General features: G+C 67.8%; 19 protein-coding genes. 10 read left to right on the forward strand and 9 right to left on the reverse strand.

Going from position 1 to position 16,965, the window contains the following annotated elements; translation table 11 throughout:
• Positions 1-44: 44 nt before the first annotated feature.
• Positions 45-602, reverse strand: a complete 558-nt coding sequence (locus QFZ69_RS14950) for an A24 family peptidase (protein WP_306919331.1) — start codon at positions 600-602, stop codon at positions 45-47.
• A gap of 59 nt (positions 603-661) precedes the next feature.
• Here QFZ69_RS14950 and QFZ69_RS14955 point away from each other — a divergent pair, with 59 nt between their 5' ends.
• The 7 genes from QFZ69_RS14955 (at position 662) to lepB (ending at position 4,962) form a co-directional block, all read left to right on the forward strand.
• Positions 662-1,486 (forward strand): hypothetical protein, encoded by an 825-nt coding sequence (locus QFZ69_RS14955; protein ID WP_306919333.1) that lies wholly within the window; start codon positions 662-664, stop codon positions 1,484-1,486.
• Between the two features lie 36 nt (positions 1,487-1,522).
• The gene (locus QFZ69_RS14960; protein WP_306919334.1) at positions 1,523-2,173 is read left to right on the forward strand and encodes a GNAT family N-acetyltransferase; all 651 of its coding nucleotides are present in this window, start codon (positions 1,523-1,525) and stop codon (positions 2,171-2,173) included.
• 92 nt (positions 2,174-2,265) lie between these two features.
• Positions 2,266-2,484, forward strand: a complete 219-nt coding sequence (locus tag QFZ69_RS14965) for a hypothetical protein (RefSeq protein WP_306919336.1) — start codon at positions 2,266-2,268, stop codon at positions 2,482-2,484.
• A 57-nt stretch (positions 2,485-2,541) separates the two neighbouring features.
• Entirely contained in the window at positions 2,542-2,796 is a 255-nt protein-coding gene (locus QFZ69_RS14970; RefSeq protein ID WP_306919338.1) for a hypothetical protein, read from the forward strand.
• A 71-nt stretch (positions 2,797-2,867) separates the two neighbouring features.
• Positions 2,868-3,863: a multicopper oxidase family protein gene (locus tag QFZ69_RS14975; RefSeq protein WP_306919339.1), complete on the forward strand. Its 996-nt coding sequence runs from the start codon at positions 2,868-2,870 to the stop codon at positions 3,861-3,863.
• Positions 3,860-4,474, forward strand: a complete 615-nt coding sequence (locus QFZ69_RS14980) for a multicopper oxidase domain-containing protein (RefSeq protein ID WP_306919343.1) — start codon at positions 3,860-3,862, stop codon at positions 4,472-4,474. Before QFZ69_RS14975 ends, QFZ69_RS14980 begins: the two co-directional genes overlap by 4 nt.
• Before the next feature lie 5 nt (positions 4,475-4,479).
• Positions 4,480-4,962 carry a signal peptidase I gene (lepB, locus tag QFZ69_RS14985; RefSeq protein WP_306919345.1) on the forward strand — a complete coding sequence of 161 codons (483 nt, stop codon included), beginning with the start codon at positions 4,480-4,482 and terminating at the stop codon, positions 4,960-4,962.
• Between the two features lie 381 nt (positions 4,963-5,343).
• Here the strand turns inward: lepB and QFZ69_RS14990 are convergent, their stop codons facing one another.
• Positions 5,344-6,783 (reverse strand): PhoH family protein, encoded by a 1,440-nt coding sequence (locus tag QFZ69_RS14990; RefSeq protein WP_306919347.1) that lies wholly within the window; start codon positions 6,781-6,783, stop codon positions 5,344-5,346.
• A gap of 234 nt (positions 6,784-7,017) precedes the next feature.
• Positions 7,018-7,779 carry an isoprenyl transferase gene (locus tag QFZ69_RS14995; protein WP_306919709.1) on the reverse strand — a complete coding sequence of 254 codons (762 nt, stop codon included), beginning with the start codon at positions 7,777-7,779 and terminating at the stop codon, positions 7,018-7,020.
• Between the two features lie 211 nt (positions 7,780-7,990).
• Between QFZ69_RS14995 and QFZ69_RS15000 the strand changes: the two genes are divergently transcribed.
• Positions 7,991-8,653: a hemolysin III family protein gene (locus QFZ69_RS15000; protein WP_306919710.1), complete on the forward strand. Its 663-nt coding sequence runs from the start codon at positions 7,991-7,993 to the stop codon at positions 8,651-8,653.
• Between the two features lie 84 nt (positions 8,654-8,737).
• Here QFZ69_RS15000 and QFZ69_RS15005 read toward each other — a convergent pair whose 3' ends face one another.
• The 3 genes from QFZ69_RS15005 to mca form a co-directional block, all read right to left on the reverse strand.
• Complete coding sequence (locus tag QFZ69_RS15005; RefSeq protein WP_307000211.1) at positions 8,738-11,011, reverse strand: thioredoxin domain-containing protein; 2,274 nt, start codon at positions 11,009-11,011, stop codon at positions 8,738-8,740.
• Positions 10,989-11,351 carry a hypothetical protein gene (locus QFZ69_RS15010; RefSeq protein ID WP_306919350.1) on the reverse strand — a complete coding sequence of 121 codons (363 nt, stop codon included), beginning with the start codon at positions 11,349-11,351 and terminating at the stop codon, positions 10,989-10,991. Before QFZ69_RS15010 ends, QFZ69_RS15005 begins: the two co-directional genes overlap by 23 nt.
• A gap of 143 nt (positions 11,352-11,494) precedes the next feature.
• Positions 11,495-12,400 (reverse strand): mycothiol conjugate amidase Mca, encoded by a 906-nt coding sequence (gene mca / locus QFZ69_RS15015; protein WP_306919352.1) that lies wholly within the window; start codon positions 12,398-12,400, stop codon positions 11,495-11,497.
• Positions 12,401-12,527: 127 nt separating this feature from the next.
• Between mca and QFZ69_RS15020 the strand changes: the two genes are divergently transcribed.
• Together QFZ69_RS15020 and greA are read left to right on the forward strand one after the other, a co-directional pair.
• Positions 12,528-12,986 (forward strand): DUF4307 domain-containing protein, encoded by a 459-nt coding sequence (locus QFZ69_RS15020; RefSeq protein ID WP_306919354.1) that lies wholly within the window; start codon positions 12,528-12,530, stop codon positions 12,984-12,986.
• A 187-nt stretch (positions 12,987-13,173) separates the two neighbouring features.
• A complete protein-coding gene (gene greA / locus QFZ69_RS15025; protein WP_306919356.1) occupies positions 13,174-13,668 on the forward strand; it encodes a transcription elongation factor GreA in 495 nt (164 codons plus the stop codon).
• A gap of 96 nt (positions 13,669-13,764) precedes the next feature.
• Here the strand turns inward: greA and QFZ69_RS15030 are convergent, their stop codons facing one another.
• Genes QFZ69_RS15030 through QFZ69_RS15040 form a run of 3 tightly spaced genes read right to left on the reverse strand, consistent with a single transcriptional unit; the run spans position 13,765 to position 16,963 of the window.
• Complete coding sequence (locus QFZ69_RS15030; RefSeq protein ID WP_306919358.1) at positions 13,765-14,391, reverse strand: rhomboid family intramembrane serine protease; 627 nt, start codon at positions 14,389-14,391, stop codon at positions 13,765-13,767.
• 5 nt (positions 14,392-14,396) lie between these two features.
• On the reverse strand, positions 14,397-15,635 hold the full coding sequence (ilvA, locus tag QFZ69_RS15035) for a threonine ammonia-lyase (RefSeq protein WP_306919360.1): 1,239 nt from the start codon (positions 15,633-15,635) through the stop codon (positions 14,397-14,399).
• Positions 15,636-15,655: 20 nt separating this feature from the next.
• Entirely contained in the window at positions 15,656-16,963 is a 1,308-nt protein-coding gene (locus QFZ69_RS15040; protein WP_306919362.1) for an AI-2E family transporter, read from the reverse strand.
• Positions 16,964-16,965: the final 2 nt, after the last annotated feature.

The following is a 16,965-nucleotide window of genomic DNA, read 5'->3' on the forward strand; positions in this document are numbered from 1 at the left end:
CTAACCGGCGGATTCCCCGATCGGCGGCGAACCCAGGGACCGCGTCACGCGGGCACCATCATGGCCACGGCCGTTCCCGCGAGCATGAACGGCCCGAACGGGATGCTCGATTTCAGGGTGCCGCGCCGCGAGACCAGCAGGCCGAGGCTCCACAGCCCGCCGAAGAGGAACGCGGCGAAAGTCCCGGCCAGGACATGCGGCCAGCCGAGGAACCCCAGGTACATGCCGAGGACGCCTGCGAGCTTGACGTCGCCGAAGCCCATTCCCGGCGGGTAGAGGGCCCTGAGCAGGAAGTAGAAGAGCCACAGCGCCGCGCCCCCGGCGACGACGCGCAGGCCGGGCACGCCGAAGAGACCGGCATCGCCGTCGGGCACGGAGGCCACGGCAGCGGCCCCCGCGAGGGCATGGGTCGCCACCGCGCCGAGCAACAGCGCCCCTGCCACTGCATAGGAAGGGAAAACGATCCGGTCCGGCAGGCGGTGGTGCCGGACGTCGACCACGGTGAGCCGTACGGCCACCACCGCAAAGTAGGCGCAGGCCAGCAGCACCAGCCAGAAGGCCAGCGGCGTCACCTCGCCCAGTTCGCGCAGTCGTTGGATCACTCTCGGATGCTACTGGATATTCCCCAAAACGTGGCCGGGCCCGCGCGTACACTGTGGATATGGCCGCATGGGACAGCAGGAACCGCCCCGGGCCACGCACGCCCGGCGGTCCGGCGGAGCAGGCGGCCACCTTCCGCAACCTGTGCCGTTCCTCGCCCTGGAAGTGGCAGTCGCTGCGCTTCGAGTACCTCGACCGGCCCGTCACCAACGCGGGCATGGACCCGGCCGGCGACGCTGCTGCCGGCGCTCCGGATCTGGTGCGTGCCTGGCTCCGCCGGCCCGGCGCCCTGCGGCTCGAGACCGCCGAGCGGCTCGTCCTCCACAGCACCACGGGCATCAATGATTCCCGCGACGGCTTTTATGTGAGTTCCACGCGGAAGTCGTGGCTGCTGCCGCCGCAGCTGGTCACACCGGTCTACGACGACGGCGGCCTGGTCCGGCGCCGCCCCGAGGCCGCCTACGGGGAGCCCTGCTTCGGCAACGGCAGATTCGGCGCCGCGCTGGATCCCGTGGAACTGGCCGGCAATGCCCCCGTTCCGCTGGAATTCCCCAACTCCAACGCGGTGGAGGTCGGCGCCATCGCGGAGGTCGACCATGAGGGCCGCCCCGCGCTGGAAGCCACCGTCTCGCCCAATGCGGGCTACCGCCCGGCGTACGCGGACGCGCCGCTGTGCCGGCCCGGCCGCACCCTCGTCCGCATCGACGCCGGTACCGGCGTCTGTGTCGCCAGCTGCTGGCTTGAGGGCGACACGGACAGCTATGGCCACTGGTTACGGATCCTGGCCGTGGACGAGTACATGCTCGATGACCTGTTCCTGGCCGAATCCATGAATCTCACCGACGTCCGCCGGCACATCAGCTGGGATGTGTCACCGGGCGTGTGACTGGCCGTCGTCAGTCCCGGCCGCTAGGCTTCCGGGATGACTGAGCTCGCCTCCTACTGGCCACCCTTCGCCCTCACCCTGGCCACACCCCGTCTCACCCTGCGTGCTATCCGCGACGAGGAGATCCCCGCTGCGGTGGAGGCGGCCCTGAGCGGCATCCACGAGCCCGGCCGCAGCCCCTTCAGTAAGCCGTGGGCAGAAATGCCCGCCGACGAGCTCGGGCCCAACATGGCACAGTGGTACTGGCGGTGCCGGGGAAACATGTCGCCGCAGGAATGGACCCTGCTGCTGGGGATCTGGCACAAGGGAGATTTCATCGGCTGCCAGGACATCGCGGCCAAGGACTTCACGGCCCTGAAGACCGTCGGCACCGGCTCCTGGCTCCGCCGGAGCATGCAGGGCCAGGGCTTCGGCAAGGAGATGCGCGCCGCCGTCGCCCTCTACGCCTTCGACTGGCTCGGCGCCGACGCCGCCGAATCCGAAGCCGCGGCCTGGAACCAGCAATCGCTCGGCGTCTCCCGCTCCCTCGGCTACGAACTCAACGGCGTCACGCGCGCGTCCTGGGGCGGGAAGGCACAGGACGTCCAGAAGGTACGCCTCACCCCCGAACGCCTCAAGCGCCCGGACTGGACGCTGGCAGTGGCGGGCCACGAACCGACGGCCAGGTACCTGGGGATCAGCGGCTAGGCGGACCGGTGCGGGGCCGGTCTGCCTCGCCCGGGTTTTTCCCGGCCACGGTGAGTCGGTTTTTCCCAAGCCTGGGCCGCTTGAATGGCCGAATGTCAATCAGCGCGATCGAGGTCAGTCCCCGCCAGTCCGCCGGACGGCGCAGGGCCCTGCTGATCCCCCTCATTCTGCTGTGCGCCCTCGGGCTGGGACTGGCATATTTGTTCCTGACGGCGAAACCGGAGTCGAGCGTTCCCCTGGGGGCTTCAGCCGTCGTCCCTGGCGGGATGGCCAGTATCAGCGAAATCGTGCCGCTGGAAGTGGACGGCTGAGAGCCTGGCGAGGGCGGCGCTGCCTGGCCAGGTAACCCGCGCGAGGGCAGCCACCGCGTGCGGCTCGTGGTCCGGCTCACCGCGCTGGAACCCGGCGGTGTGCAGCTGGATGCCGACGATTTCATCGTCACCGGCCTGGGTTCACTCAAGACGCAGCCATTGCGGAGCTCGGCGCAGGATATCGCACTGCGTCAGGGAGAATCGCTCGGTACAACGCTCGTCTTCGAGGTCCCGGACAAAGCCGTCGCCCTCGTTCTGGAGGGTCCCGGGGATGCCCGGCTGTCAATGGGGCTTGCACACCACACCGGCTAGCCCGGCCATAGGTTTTTTCCAAGCTCCTTGGCACACGCTGTCCGGAAGATTCCACTGGAAGGCTGACGATTATGTCTGTTACGCGGCGGCAAGCCCTCATTTTCGGCGGGCTCGGGATCGTCGGGGCAGGCATCGTGACCGTCCCGATTTCGGGGGTCAGCGCCAAGTCCGCCAGTAAGCTCAGCGACAGGGACATGCCCCGCCCGTACCGGACCCCCCTCACCTTTCCTCCGCCGCCGGCCTTCAAGACGACGGTTGACGCTGAAGGGGTCACAACCCGGCACTACACACTGACGCAACGGCTGGGTACCGCGCAGATCCTCCCCCGGCTCAGCACGCCGATCCTGGGCTACAACGGAATCTTCCCCGGGCCTACCTTCCGGATTGATAAGGGCACCCCCGCGGTGGTCCATATGAGGAACCAGCTGCCAGCCAAACACCCCGCTCTCGGTTACGCCCTGCCGACGTCCACGCATCTTCACGGTTCCGCGTCGCTTCCCCAGTTCGACGGCTACGCGAACGACCTCACCCTGCCCGGCTTCTACAAGGACTACCAGTATCCGAACCACCAGCCGGCGCGGACTCTCTGGTATCACGACCACGCCGCTCATTTCACGGCACAGAACGTCTACTCCGGACTCGCCGGCCAGTACCTGATCAGCGACCCGGTGGAAAAGGGGCTGCTCCCCCAGGGCAACCTCGATATTCCGTTGACCATCAGTGATGCGATGTTTGCGGCTAGCGGCGCGCTGGGCTATGACGACCGGGAACACTCCGGTCTCTGGGGCGACGTCATCCTGGTGAACGGAAAGCCTTGGCCGGTGATGAAGGTCCAGCGGCGCGTCTACCGTTTCCGGATCCTGAATGCCTCGGTCTCCCGTTCCTACCGGTTTACGCTGAGCACCGGCGATCCCGTCACCGTGGTGGCCACCGACGCCGGACTGATACCCGAGGCCCAGACCATCGGCTCCTGGCGCCACAGCAGTGCGGAGCGGTACGAGGTGCTGATCGACTTCCGGAAATACGCCCCGGGGCGGCGGGTCGAGCTTTGCAACCTTTCCAAATGACAACAACCGCGACTTCGACAACACGGGCAAAGATCATGGCGTTCGACGTCGTGGGGGACGCCGTCGACACGTCAGACCCCACGTGGGACCGGATTCCCACCACCCTGGCCACCAGCCACCCGATGGACCTCAAGGCAGCTGCCGCCACGAAGACACGGCGCTTCCGGATCAAGCACGACGACGACACAAACATCTGGACCATCGATGACATGACCTGGGAAGAAGTCATCGCCAGCGGCTTTAAGAAGGTGATGGCCGATCCTGCCCTGGACGCCGTGGAAATCTGGGAGCTTCAGAACACCTCGGGAGGCTGGCATCACCCCATGCACATGCATCTGGTGGACTTCCAGATCCTCAGCCGCAACGGCAAGCCCCCCTTCGCCTACGAGAAGGGGCCCAAGGACGTCGTGTACGTGGGCGAGCGGGAAACAGTCCGGCTGCTGGTCCACTTCGGACCGCACCGGGGGCGCTACATGCTTCATTGCCACAACCTGACCCACGAGGACCATTCCATGATGCTCCAGTTCCGGGTGGGTCTCCGGGCAGACCAGGCCGACCCGAACGATCCGATCACGGCGGCCCCGGCGGTCTTTGACCCGGTCCAGGGCTGAGCGCCATGCACCGCCGGACCGTGGCAGCGGCGGCCGTCTGCCTGGGCGGCTTGCTGTGCCTCAGGTTAGGGGTCCTCGAACCGATCTGGGTCAGCTCCGGCAGCATGGAACCCACTATTGCGGCCGGCAGCCTGGTCTGGCTCGACAGGACAGCCCCGCGCTTGACCGACCTCCATTCCGGGCAGCCTGTCGTCTTCCCGGAACCGGAGGTCGGCGAGCGCAGCGACGGCAGCATCCTGCTCAAACGTGTCGTGGCGGCGGGAGGCCAGACGGTCATGATGAAGGACGGTGTGTTGTACGTCGACGGCGTTGCGGTCACAGAACCGTACGTGGACCAGAAGTCCATCGACGGCGTCTACTTCGGCTCGGTGACGGTACCGGCCGGGGAGCTGTTCGTGCTGGGAGACAACCGGGAAACCTCGATCGACTCCCGCAATTTTGGCCCGATCCCCGCCTCCGAAGTCCTCGGCACGGTCCTGGGGCATTGACCGACCGTGACCGGACCTGCGAAGGCGACCGGGGCACACGCCGGGTCGCGGTCCTTCGCAAATCGCAAGGTCAAACGCACATGCCGGGTGGGCAGTCTTTCGCAAAAGGCGACTGACTCGTCCGCCGGACCGCGGTCCTTCGCAAAGGAGCGCATCGCGGTGCATCGGACCCCGCAGGTCGCCTAGCGACCGAAGCGGGTCCCAAGCGTCGAAGCGGCGTCCCGAGGGCCCCGAGGGCCCCGAGGCGAGCTTGCGAGCCTTGGGAAGGGACCGCCGCGCTAAGCGACGGCGAAGGGCCGTGGCCCGGCAAACCCGACCACGGCCCCCTCGCCAAGGCGACCGCGAAACTACAGCGACCGCGAAACAGCAGCCTAGGCGTCCTTAGATCTCCGCCCCCTCCAGCAGCTCCGTGACGAGCGCCGCAATCGGCGAGCGCTCCGAGCGGGTCAGCGTGATGTGGCCGAAGAGCGGATGTCCTTTGAGGGTTTCGACGACGGCCGCCACGCCGTCGTGCCGTCCGACGCGCAGGTTGTCGCGCTGGGCGACGTCGTGGGTCAGCACGATCTTGGAGTTCTGGCCGATCCGGCTCATCACGGTCAGCAGGACGTTCTTCTCCAGCGACTGGGCCTCGTCCACAATCACAAACGCGTCGTGCAGCGAACGCCCGCGGATGTGGGTCAGCGGCATCACCTCGAGCATGCCGCGGTCCATCACCTCCTCCACGACTTCCTGGCTGACCAGCGCACCCAGGGTGTCGAAGACCGCCTGAGCCCACGGGTTCATCTTCTCCGCCTCGGACCCGGGCAGGTAGCCCAACTCCTGGCCGCCGACCGCGTACAGCGGCCGGAAGACGATGACCTTGCGGTGTTCCCGGCGCTCCAGGACGGCTTCCAGGCCGGCGCACAGGGCGAGCGCGGACTTGCCGGTGCCGGCACGGCCGCCGAGGGAGACAATCCCGACGGACGGGTCCATCAGCAGGTCAATCGCGAGCCGCTGTTCGGCGGAACGGCCGTGCAGGCCGAAGATGTCGCGGTCCCCCCTCACCAGACGCACCTGTTTGTCGGCTCCCACCCGCCCGAGTGCGGACCCCCGGCCGGAGAGCAACACCAGTCCGGTGTTCACCGGCATCTCTGCGGCTGCCGGGATGAAAACCGGTTCGTGACCGTAGAGGGACGCCACGTCCTCCTCGCTCGCATCGAGCTCGGCCACCCCGGTCCAGCCGGAGTCCTTGACGAGCTCGTTCCGGTACTCATCGGCCTGCAGCCCCATGGCCGAGGCCTTGACGCGCATCGGCAGGTCCTTGGACACCACCGTCACATCCCGGCCCTCGTTGGAGAGGCTCTTGGCGACGGCAAGGATCCGGCTGTCGTTGTCGACGCCGCGGAAACCGGCGGGGAGCACCTCGGCGGAGATGTGGTTCAGCTCCACCATCAGCGTGCCGCCCTCGTGGCCGATCGGGATGGGACGGTCCAGGCCTCCGTGCTCGACCCTCAGCTCGTCGAGGAGCCGGAGCGCCTTGCGGGCGAAGTAGCCGAGCTCGGGATCGTGCCGCTTGCCTTCCAGTTCGGTGATCACGACGATCGGCAGAATGACCTCGTGCTCTGCGAAGCGCAGCAGGGCACGCGGGTCCGACAACAGTACCGAGGTGTCGATCACGAAGCTCCGGGCCGGTTCCATGTTTGCTGTCCCTTCCCCGGAAACAGCAAGACCGGTCGCGGCGGAATCCGCTGCACCGGTCTTTGAGGTGGCTCGCTTGGCGCGAGAGGTAGCTTTCTGTCCCATGTCGGTCACGGCGTCGGGCAGTTGTTCAGAAATAGCCACATCGACTCCAGCCCCGGGGCGCATGCCCGGATTTGTTGGTGGTGAGGCGGCTCGGCCCGAAGGCCGCACGCGGCCTCCCATGCACCCGGTGCGAAGATCCGCTCCATGTACTGGCCTCCCCGATCAGCCGGCGGTTTGCCTGCTAATGGGAATAACGTAAATCGCGGCCGTCTTGTTTCCGCGCCTATTCTTCGGCGATTCCTGTTGCCATCGTGTGAACACGTTGTGAACGCATCAGGAACCGAAGCGGCGCTGCCTGCCGGCGTAGTCGCGCAGGGCGCGGAGGAAGTCCACTTTCCGGAAAGCCGGCCACAGCGCTTCGCAGAAATAGAACTCGCTGTACGCGCTCTGCCACATCAGGAACCCGGAAAGCCGCTGCTCTCCCGACGTCCGGATCACGAGGTCCGGGTCGGGCTGGCCGCGGGTGTAAAGGAACCGCGAGATGTCGTCGACGCTGAGTTCATCGGCGAGCGTGCCGATGTCGGCGCCGCGGCCGACGGCGTCGTGCAGCAGTTCGCGGACGGCGTCGACAATCTCCCGGCGCCCGCCGTAGCCGACGGCGACATTGACGTGGAGCTTCTCGCGCGCGGGCGTGCGGGCGGTGAGTTTGTTGAGCCGTTCGGCAAGGTAGTCCGGCAGGAGCTCCGGGGCGCCCATGGCATGCACGGAGATCTCGGCGTCCTCGTCCAGCCGGTCCAGGGTGTTGGCGATGATGCCCATCAGCAGGTCGAGTTCTTCGCCGGAACGGTTCATGTTGTCCGTGGAGAGCATGTAGAGCGTGACGACTTTGACTCCGAGTTCCTGGCACCAGCCGAGGAACTCGTGGATCTTGTCGGCACCGGCCTGGTGGCCCTGGCTGGTCGGAGCGTTGAACTGGCGGGCCCACCGCCGGTTGCCGTCCACCATGACACCGATGTGTTTGGGGATCCGCTCCGGGTCAAGGGACCGTTGGAGCCTGCGCTCGTAGAAGCCATAAAGGAACCCGGGCAGTTCCATCCGGCGATTCACCTGGCTTCCTTGAAGTACGACTGCAGTGCACATCCTAGGCTACCTGCCGGACGGCGGCGGCGAGTGCAGGGCGGCCCGATCGCTGCGTCCCAGCGTTTGTTACTAATCAGTAACTTACTAGGCCGTAGGTTATTATGGCGGCATGGAAAGCAACAGTCCGGAGCCCTTGCCGGAGCGCCCGGCGGACCGCAGAACCGCAATGAACGACGCCGCGGTCAGGCTGGCCGAGCTGCTGATGATCAAGCCGAAGTGGCGTGGCTGGATCCACACCGGAACGGCCCCGCTGGCGCTCGCGGCCGGCCTGGTGCTGGTCATCCTGGCCCCCACCCCGGACCTCAAGATTGCTTCCGCCATCTACGCCCTCACCGGGGTACTGCTCTTCGGCATCAGCGCCATCTACCACCGGGGGAACTGGTCGCCGGGCGTCAAGATGGTGCTGAAGCGGCTGGACCACACAAACATCATGCTGGTCATCGCCGGCAGCTACACACCGCTCGCCTGGTCCCTCCTGGACCGGCCAAAGGCCGAACTGCTGCTCTGGGTGATCTGGTCCGGCGCCATCCTGGGCGTGCTGTTCCGCCTGCTGTGGACCAATGCCCCACGCTGGCTCTACGTACCCATCTACATCGCCCTGGGCTGCGGCTCCCTGTTCTACCTGCCGGAATTCTTCGCCGCCAATGCGGCCTCCGCCATCCTGATCTGTGTGGGCGGACTCTTCTACATCACCGGTGCCGTTTTCTACGCCCTGAAGAAGCCGAACTTCAGCTACAAACACTTCGGCTTCCACGAGCTGTTCCACGCCCTTACGGTGTTTGCCTTTGCCGCGCACTACATCGCGATTGCCATCGCCGTCCTCAGCTGATCCCCGGAGCCGACAGCCTCCGCTGCACCCGAAGCAACATCCCAGCGCCGCGGTCAGAGTTCCAGGCCCGCAGCGCCGCGGCGGTCAGCTCCGGCCAGACATCCCTGATGAAGGGCGCCCCGCCATCGCCGCCAGGCGTTCCCGCACCGCACCGGCGGACCCGACGGGACGTTCGCAGACCATCCCCCGGCAGAGGAACACCTGCGGCGAGCCGTCCGGGGCGGGTTCCCGGTCCCGCAGCAGCGGCACGGAGGGCTCGGCGTCGGCGGTATCCTGGACGGCGATCACGAGTCCGGGGCTCGGTGCGAGCAGCAGTTCCCGGTGCAGCGCCGCCCGCTCCGGTGTGTCCGGGCCGGCCACGGCGGCCTCCACCGGACCGGCGAGCGCGGCCTGCGCCGTCGCGAGCAGCCAGCCGGCCACGCGGGGCGCCCGGGCCGCCAGCGGCGGCAGGAGTTCAAGGATATTGCCGGCCAAGGCCCGGTGCCGGCTGGAGCCGGACAGCGCCGAGTAGGACAGCAGCACCCCGGCGAACGCGGCGGCGCCACTGGGGGCGGCGTTGTCGAACGGATCCAGCGCCGCCCGCCCGCCCTGGGCGTTCAGCACCTGGCCCGACTCCCCGGCAGTGTCGTGCAGGGCCCCGTCCGCAACGAACCGGGAGCAGGCAGCGGCAATCAGGTCCTCGGCCAGGCGGTACCAGTGCGCCTGCCCCGTGACGGAGTGAAGGGCGAGCAGTCCTTCAGCGCAGAAGGCGTAGTCCTCCAGCAGGCCGCCGATGCCGCGCGCCGCCCCGTCGTGGGAGACCCGCACCAGGCTGCCCGGCATGTCCCCCTCGCCCGCGCTCCAGTGCACCCGTTCGAGGTACGCCGCGATCCGCTCGGCGGCCGCCGCCAGATCGGGACGGTCGAGCACTGCGCCGGTTTCGGCAAGGGCCGCCACGGCCAGGCCATTCCAGCCGGCCACCACCTTGTCGTCCCGGGCGGGCTGCGGCCGGCGCGAGCGGTCCGCCAGGAGCACCGGCCGCACCCGCTGCCACAGCTCCGCGTCCGCCGGACCCATTTTCCGCCCGGGATGCAGCGGGGAGCCCTCGGCGGTCACCGTGCCCCGGTCGCGTACGTTCATCAGGCGGGCGACGGCGGCGCCGTCCTCCGCCCCGAGCAGCCCGGCAAGTTCCGTGCCGGTCCACAGATAGGTGGCCCCCTCGGCGTGCCGGCCGGCCACCACGGTGTCGGCGTCGAGGGAGGAGGCCAGGGCTTCCGGGAGCCTTTCGGGGCCGGTACCTTCCGTCCCGGACCCGCCCCGGGCGGCCAGGCCCAGCGCTGCCAGGAGCCAGTCGGCGGTGCGGCCGGCGACGTCGGCGGCTTCGGCCACCGGATACTCCGCTGTGCCGCCGAGCCGGATCCAGTGGACGTAGAGGCGCAGCAGCTGGGCGTTGTCGTAGAGCATTTTCTCGAAGTGCGGAACGGACCAGTCCCGGGTCACCGAGTACCGCGCAAAACCGCCGTCGAGCTGGTCGAACAAGGCCGAACGGGACATCGCCGCCAGGGTGCGGCCCGCAATGCCCCGAGCCGCCTCCGCGGTGCCGGAAAGGGACGCGCCTTTTAAGGACGCGCCGCCGGATGCTGAGCCGGAACCTGCGGCGGCGTGCCGGATCAGGAATTCGAGCACCGGCGAGGGCGGGAACTTCGGCGCGGTGCCGAAGCCGCCGTCGTCCGGGTCTTCGGAGGCGGCGAGGGCTTCCACCGCCTCGGACAGCAGCTCTGCGCCGATCGGCTCGGGCGGGCGGTCCAGCCGCACCGCAGCGCCGAATTGCGTGGCGGCGAGGCCGCGGGCCAGGGTGTCGGCGTTCTGTTCCACGGCGCTGCGGCGTTCCGCCCAGGCCTCGACCACAGCCTCCAGGACCTGGCGGAACGAGGGCCGGCCCGGCAGGGGGCGGGGCGGGAAATAGGTGCCGGCGTGGAAGGCGCGCCCGTCCGGCAGGAGGAAGACGGACATCGGCCAGCCGCCTTCGCCCGTGGTGGCCTGGGTCGCAGCCATGTAGACGGCGTCGACGTCGGGCCGTTCCTCCCGGTCCACCTTGACCGGGACGAAGTGGGCGTTCAGGAAGTCCGCGGTGGCCTGGTCCTCGAAGGATTCGTGCGCCATGACATGGCACCAGTGGCAGGCTGCGTACCCGATGGAGAGGAACACCGGGACGTCCCGGGCCGCGGCGAAGGCAAAGGCTTCGTCCCCGAACGGGCGCCAGTGGACGGGGTTGCCGGCGTGCTGCCGGAGATAGGCAGAGGGTTCTGCCCCCAAGGCATTGGCAGCCTCGGGGAAAGTCCGTTGAGTTCCGCGGTCAGCGGTTTCCCGGTCCCGCATCGCCGTTGACTTCCGGGCGGGTTCCGGCCCCGCGGCCCGGGCCGAGGTCCGGGTTCGGGCCGAGGTTCCGGTCTGCTGCTTCCGGGGAGGCCGGAGCACCGCCGTTCAGGGCCGCCTCTTCGGCTGCCGCGCGTTCTTCCTCCACCTGAGCCCGGTAGCGTACCCGGCGGATGCGCCGCACCATGTCCACGATCAGCAGCGCCGTCAGCACCACGATGAACGCGGTCAGCAGGAAGCCCAGCAGGCCGGGCGTCACCTGGTCCGCGGAAAGTCCCGGGCGCAACGACGGCGAAGGGGCAGGTGCCGGTGACGTTGCCAGGGCGATGAGCATTGAATGCACGGATAAGACCTTCTGTGGGTACTGAGCGGCCCCGACGTCGGGCCGGTTCTTGAGGAGTTACTGCTGAAGGGCTGCTTCTGGGCAACTTCCAAACGTTCTATCAACCTTACAGTTCTACACGACATAGAACTTGCCTGCTGGGTCTATCTTAGCCCCGCAAAGAAGTCCTTTTCAGGGAGTTCGGTCGGGATCCTGGACTGGATCAGCGAGTAGTCCTCCCACGGCCAGACACGGCGTTGCAGCTCCGTCGACACGGCGAAGAAGAAGCCCTCCGGGTCCACCTGGGTGCGGTGGGCGCGCAAGGCCTCGTCCCGGGCCTCGAAGAAGTCCCCGCACTCGATCTGGGTGGTCGTGGCGTGGGTCGGCGCGGGCGGTGTGTGGCCTTCCGCGTCGGCCTCAAGCCATGCCGCGATCCGCTCCGCGTAAGGCGACTGCAGTCCGGATTCTGCCAGCGCATAGTGCAGGGCGCGGAACCGTTCGGGGCTGAACGCGCGGTCGTAGTAAAGCTTGCTTGGTGCCCAGGCCTCGCCGGAACCCGGGTAGCGGGCCGGATCGCCGGCAGCTTCGAAGGCCTCGACAGCCACGCGGTGCGCCATGATGTGATCCGGATGCGGATAGCCGCCGTTCTCGTCGTAGCTGAGAATGACCTGCGGCTTAAAATCGCGGACCAGGCGCACCAGCGGCGCGGCGGCCCGCTCCAGGGGCTGGGTGGCGAAGGATCCGGTTGGCAGCGGCGGCAGCGGATCGCCTTCCGGCAGTCCTGAGTCCACGAAACCGAGCCAGCGCTGCCGGACGCCGAGGATCCCGGCTGCCCGCTCCATCTCAAGCCGGCGGGCTCCGGCCATGTCGCGCTTGGGGTGCGGCTCGCCTTCCATGGCGGGATTCTGGATGTCGCCGCGGGAGCCGTCCGTGCAGGTCGCCACGACGACCTCGACGCCAGCCGCCGCGTACATCGCCATCGTGGCGGCGCCCTTGCTCGATTCGTCGTCGGGATGAGCATGGACAGCCAGCAGTCGAAGCGGCGCTGACGGGCTGGGGGACGCTGTCATCGTGGGACGGCTCCTCTTTCTTCTACAGGTGTTCGGTACTGGTCATCGTGCATTGGACTCTCGTCCGGTATCGGCCCGATTCCCTGGCGCGGAAATTCCGTGTCCCGATCCACACTAAACTGGACTGGTGACTTCCGAGGATCAGCCCGCCGCACCCGCGCCGGCATCTACCAGCCTAGCCAATCGATACGGCGGTCAAAAGCGCACCCTGACGGGCAAAGCCAAACGCAGCCTCCTGGTTGCCGCCCTCGCGGCGGGCATCGGTTTCATGGCCTGGATCTCGACGTCGAACGCGACCGGCAGCATCACCTTCAAAGACATCGGCTTCAGCACGCCCGATGCCACCCTCGCCAACGTCGACTTCCAGGTCACCAAGGACCCCGCCACGGACGCCAGGTGCGCCATTAAAGCGCTCGATGCCAAGTTCGCCGTGGTCGGCTGGAAGGTGGTCGATGTCGGGCCCAACGCCGCGGACGAAGGCACCGACGGGGGCCGCACCACGGCGCACCGCGTGGTCGTCCGCACCGAGTCCCAGGCTGTTTCCGGCGTGGTCGACAGTTGCTGGATTCCGGACGCCGCCAAATAGTCCCGGGCAGGCGGCCGCCCGGGCCGCCCGTCACACGGTGTGATCCACACCGCGGTGTTCTTTGGTTTATCCACAGCATTGACTACAATGGATCAATACCTTTCCCCCGCTGAGCTGGTTGCTGAGTTCCATAAGTGGCCACCGTGGCGGGGTCTTTGCTTGTTTGACCACAAAAAGGAGAAGTCCCGTGTCTACCCCCAACAGCGCAACTGCAGCTTGGCTCACCCAGGAAGCTTTTGACCGCCTGAAGGCAGAGCTGGACCACCTCTCCGGCCCCGGCCGGGCGGAAATCGTTCAGAAGATCGAAGCTGCCCGGCAGGAAGGCGATCTCAAGGAGAACGGCGGCTACCATGCGGCCAAGGAGGAGCAGGGCAAGATCGAAGCCCGCATCCGGCAGCTCACCGCACTGCTCCGGGACGCCCACGTCGGCGAATCACCGGCCGACGACGGCATCGTGGAACCCGGAATGATCGTCGTTGCCAGGATCGCGGGCGATGAGGAGACCTTCCTGCTCGGCTCCCGCGAGATCGCCGGCGACTCCGACCTCAACGTCTTCAGCGAGAAGTCCCCGCTGGGTGCCGCCATCGTCGGCCACAAGGAGGGCGAGCAGCTCAGCTACACCGCCCCGAACGGCAAGGACATCCCGGTCGAGATCATCTCCGCCAAGCCGTACGTCGGCTGACACCCAGCCCACCGTTCCCGGACGCAACGACGACGCCGGTCTCCCCTTTCGCGGGGAGGCCGGCGTTTTGTTCGCGGCGGGCAGTTGGCCGGGCGCTTACCGTCCGGGGCGCAGGGTCCTGGCGCCGCGGGTGCTCAGCAGCAGCGCTGCCACGACGCCGCCGATCGCCCCGCCCAGGTGCGCCTGCCACGAGACAAAGCTCGCCACGGTGGGGAGGATGCCGAACAGGATGCCGCCGTAGGCCATGAACAGGACCACGGACAGGACGATCTGCCACCAGTTGCGGTTGACGAAGCCCCGGACCAGCAGGAACGCGAAGAGGCCGAAGACCAGCCCGGACGCGCCCACGGTCACGTTGAAACCGCCGATCAGCCAGACCACCACGCCGGAGCCCAGCCAGCTGGACGCCAGCGCGGTGACGAAGACCCGCAGGCCGGCCAGGAACACCAGGAACCCGAAGATGATCAGCGGGAGGGTGTTGGACATCAGGTGCGCCAGGTTGGCGTGCAGCAGCGGGAACGTCAGGATGTCCAGGAGTCCGTCGAGGCTGCGCGGCCGCAGACCGAAGGTGCGGTTCAGGGAGTGCAGCAGCACCGTGTTGATGATCTCGATCAGGTACAGCAGGAGAACGAAGGAACCCACCACCACCAGCCCCCGCCGGGCCCGTGACGCGGGGGTCTCAACGGCGTTGGGCCGTTCGTCCGGAAAAGAGTCGAGGGTCATGGTGCCTAGTGAACCACAATCGGCTGGAAGCCCTCGGCCCTGAGGGCGGCGAGGACCTGTTCGCAGTGTTCGTGGCCCTTGGTTTCCAGGTTCACCGTGATGGAGACGTCGCCCATGCTGATCGAGCCGCCCACCCGGGTGTGGTCCAGGCCGGTCACGTTCGCGTCATTCTCGGCGATGATGCGGGCGATCGTGGCGAGCGAGCCGGGACGGTCGTCCAGCATCATGCGGACCGTCATGTACCGGCCCGCGGCCGAGAGACCGCGCTGGATGACCTTGAGCATCAGCATGGGATCGATGTTGCCGCCGGAGAGGACCACCGCAACGGTCCCGGGGTTCTCGATCTTGCCCTCCATCAGGGCCGCGACGCCGACAGCACCGGCAGGTTCCACGACCATCTTGGCGCGTTCCAGCAGGAAGATCAGGCCGCGGGCCAGGGCGTCCTCGCTGACGGTGACGACGTCGTCCACGAGTTCGCGGATGATGCTGAACGGCAGCTGCCCGGGCCGTCCCACGGCGATGCCGTCGGCCATGGTCGAGACCCGCTTGAGCGGCACCAGGGCGTCCGCGGCGAGGGAGGGCGGATAGGCGGCGGCGTTTTCTGCCTGCACCCCGATGATGCGGATCTCCCGGCCGAGTTCCTTCGCCCGGGCCTTGACGGCCACGGCGACACCGGCGAGCAGCCCGCCACCGCCGACCCCCATCAGGATAGTGTCAACGTTCGGGACCTGTTCCAGGATCTCGAGCCCGACGGTGCCCTGGCCGGCGACGACGTCCACGTCGTCGAACGGGTGGACAAAGACGGCGCCGGACTCGTCCGCGTAGCGCTTCGCCTCGGCGAGCGCCTCGTCAACGTTGTGGCCGTGCAGCACCACCTCGGCGCCATGGCTGCGGGTGGCGGCCAGCTTGGGCAGGGCGACCCCGAGCGGCATATAGATGCGGGCCCTGATGCCGAGGCTCTTCGCCGCCACCGCCACGCCCTGGGCATGGTTGCCGGCCGAAGCGGCCACGACGCCGCGCTTCTTCTCGTCCGGCGACAGTTTAGCCATCCGCACGTAGGCTCCGCGCACCTTGAATGAGCCGGCGCGCTGCAGGTTTTCACACTTGAGGAACACGTCGCCGCCGACCAGGCTGCCGAGGGCCCGCGACGACTCCACCGGGGTCCGCGTAATGATCCCGTCGAGCAACTTCTGCGCCTCCAGGACATTGTCCAGCGTGACGGGCAGGCTCTCAAGGGTAAGCAAAACGAGTCTCCTTCTTCGGGTCAGGCTCCGGTGCCCCGGCCGGCATCGCTGCCCGGGTCACCATGGTGGTGTGCGGCGCCCTCCCGGCCGCCGGGAGTTTCACCCGGCAGGTGGACGTCTCTAAAGGTGTTGTCGACGCCGGGCACGGCAGGGGCAAGGACGCCCTGCTGGCCCGCGGCCGCAAGCACCCCATCATGTTCCCACGTTCTGCCGGCAATGTAGCGAATCGACGAGTTTGCTACGGCGAGGACCGGTACTGAGAACAGGGCTCCCGGGATCCCGGCAAGGTACGAACCGGCCGCGACGGCGAGGATCACGGCAACCGGATGCAGGGCAACGGCTTTGCCCATCACGAGCGGCTGCAGGATGTGGCTCTCCAGCTGCTGGACCAGCAGCACGATCCCGAGCATGATCAGGGCATTGACCCAGCCGTTGGCGACGAGGGCCAGGAGCACGGCGACGGCGCCGGTCACCAGGGCACCGACGATCGGGATGAAGGAGCCGAGGAACACCAGCACGCCCAGCGGCAGGGCCAGCGGCACGCCGATGATGGCGGCGCCCACCCCGATGCCGACTGCGTCCACGAAGGCGACGAACATCTGGATGCGGGCGTAGCTGACCATCGAGGCCCAGCCCTTGCGGCCGGCACCGTACGTGGCGGCGCGGGCCTTCCGGGGCAGCAGCCGGACCAGGAAGGCCCAGATGCGGTCGCCTTCCAGCAGGAAGAAGATCAGGATAAACAGCGCCAGGATCAGTCCCGCGGCGAAGTGCCCGGCGGTGCTCCCGAAGGACAGGGCGCCGCTGAGGATGCTGCTGCTGTTGTCCTGCAGCGCAGCGGTGCCTTCTTTGATGTACTGGTCGATCTGGGCGGCAGACAGGTGCAGGGGTCCCTCCGCCAGCCAGCCCTGGATCTTTTGAATCCCGGCCAGCGCCTCGCTCCACAATTCGGAAAAGCCGGATACGAGCTGCCGGCCCACCAGGGCCAGTGCGCCCCCGATCGCCCCGATGAAGCCGAGGACGGTGATGGCGACGGCGGCCCCGTTGGGCAGCTGCCGGGTCCTGAGCCAGCCCGTCACCGGATTCAACAGCCCGGCCAGCAGCGCGGCAACCATGATGGGGATCAACAGGAAACTGATGCGGCTGAGCAGCCAGATCAGCGTGCCGCTGAGCAGCAGGATCAGCCCCAGCCGCCAGGACCACGCTGCCGCGATCCGCACTCCATAGGGAATGTCCCGGTCCAGCTGGCGGTCCGTCAGAACCGGCAGGGGTACGGCCGGCGTGGCCGGGTCGGATCCTGGGTGCGGTGCGGCGGCGTCAGCTGGGGTCATAG

Source organism: Arthrobacter sp. V1I7 (genome assembly GCF_030817015.1).
In the GTDB taxonomy this organism is placed as follows: Bacteria; Actinomycetota; Actinomycetes; order Actinomycetales; family Micrococcaceae; genus Arthrobacter.

Excerpts from the sequence above, each read along its gene's own strand:
- QFZ69_RS15005 (WP_307000211.1), bottom strand. The coding sequence starts at position 11,011 with ATGCGGGACCGGGAAACCGCTGACCGCGGAACTCAACGGACTTTCCCC.
- QFZ69_RS14955 (WP_306919333.1), top strand. The coding sequence starts at position 662 with ATGGCCGCATGGGACAGCAGGAACCGCCCCGGGCCACGCACGCCCGGC.
- QFZ69_RS14960 (WP_306919334.1), top strand. The coding sequence starts at position 1,523 with ATGACTGAGCTCGCCTCCTACTGGCCACCCTTCGCCCTCACCCTGGCC.
- mca (WP_306919352.1), bottom strand. The coding sequence starts at position 12,400 with ATGACAGCGTCCCCCAGCCCGTCAGCGCCGCTTCGACTGCTGGCTGTC.
- lepB (WP_306919345.1), top strand. The coding sequence starts at position 4,480 with ATGCACCGCCGGACCGTGGCAGCGGCGGCCGTCTGCCTGGGCGGCTTG.
- QFZ69_RS14995 (WP_306919709.1), bottom strand. The coding sequence starts at position 7,779 with ATGGAACTGCCCGGGTTCCTTTATGGCTTCTACGAGCGCAGGCTCCAA.
- QFZ69_RS15030 (WP_306919358.1), bottom strand. The coding sequence starts at position 14,391 with ATGACCCTCGACTCTTTTCCGGACGAACGGCCCAACGCCGTTGAGACC.
- QFZ69_RS14965 (WP_306919336.1), top strand. The coding sequence starts at position 2,266 with ATGTCAATCAGCGCGATCGAGGTCAGTCCCCGCCAGTCCGCCGGACGG.
- QFZ69_RS15000 (WP_306919710.1), top strand. The coding sequence starts at position 7,991 with ATGAACGACGCCGCGGTCAGGCTGGCCGAGCTGCTGATGATCAAGCCG.
- QFZ69_RS14980 (WP_306919343.1), top strand. The coding sequence starts at position 3,860 with ATGACAACAACCGCGACTTCGACAACACGGGCAAAGATCATGGCGTTC.
- QFZ69_RS15040 (WP_306919362.1), bottom strand. The coding sequence starts at position 16,963 with ATGACCCCAGCTGACGCCGCCGCACCGCACCCAGGATCCGACCCGGCC.
- QFZ69_RS14975 (WP_306919339.1), top strand. The coding sequence starts at position 2,868 with ATGTCTGTTACGCGGCGGCAAGCCCTCATTTTCGGCGGGCTCGGGATC.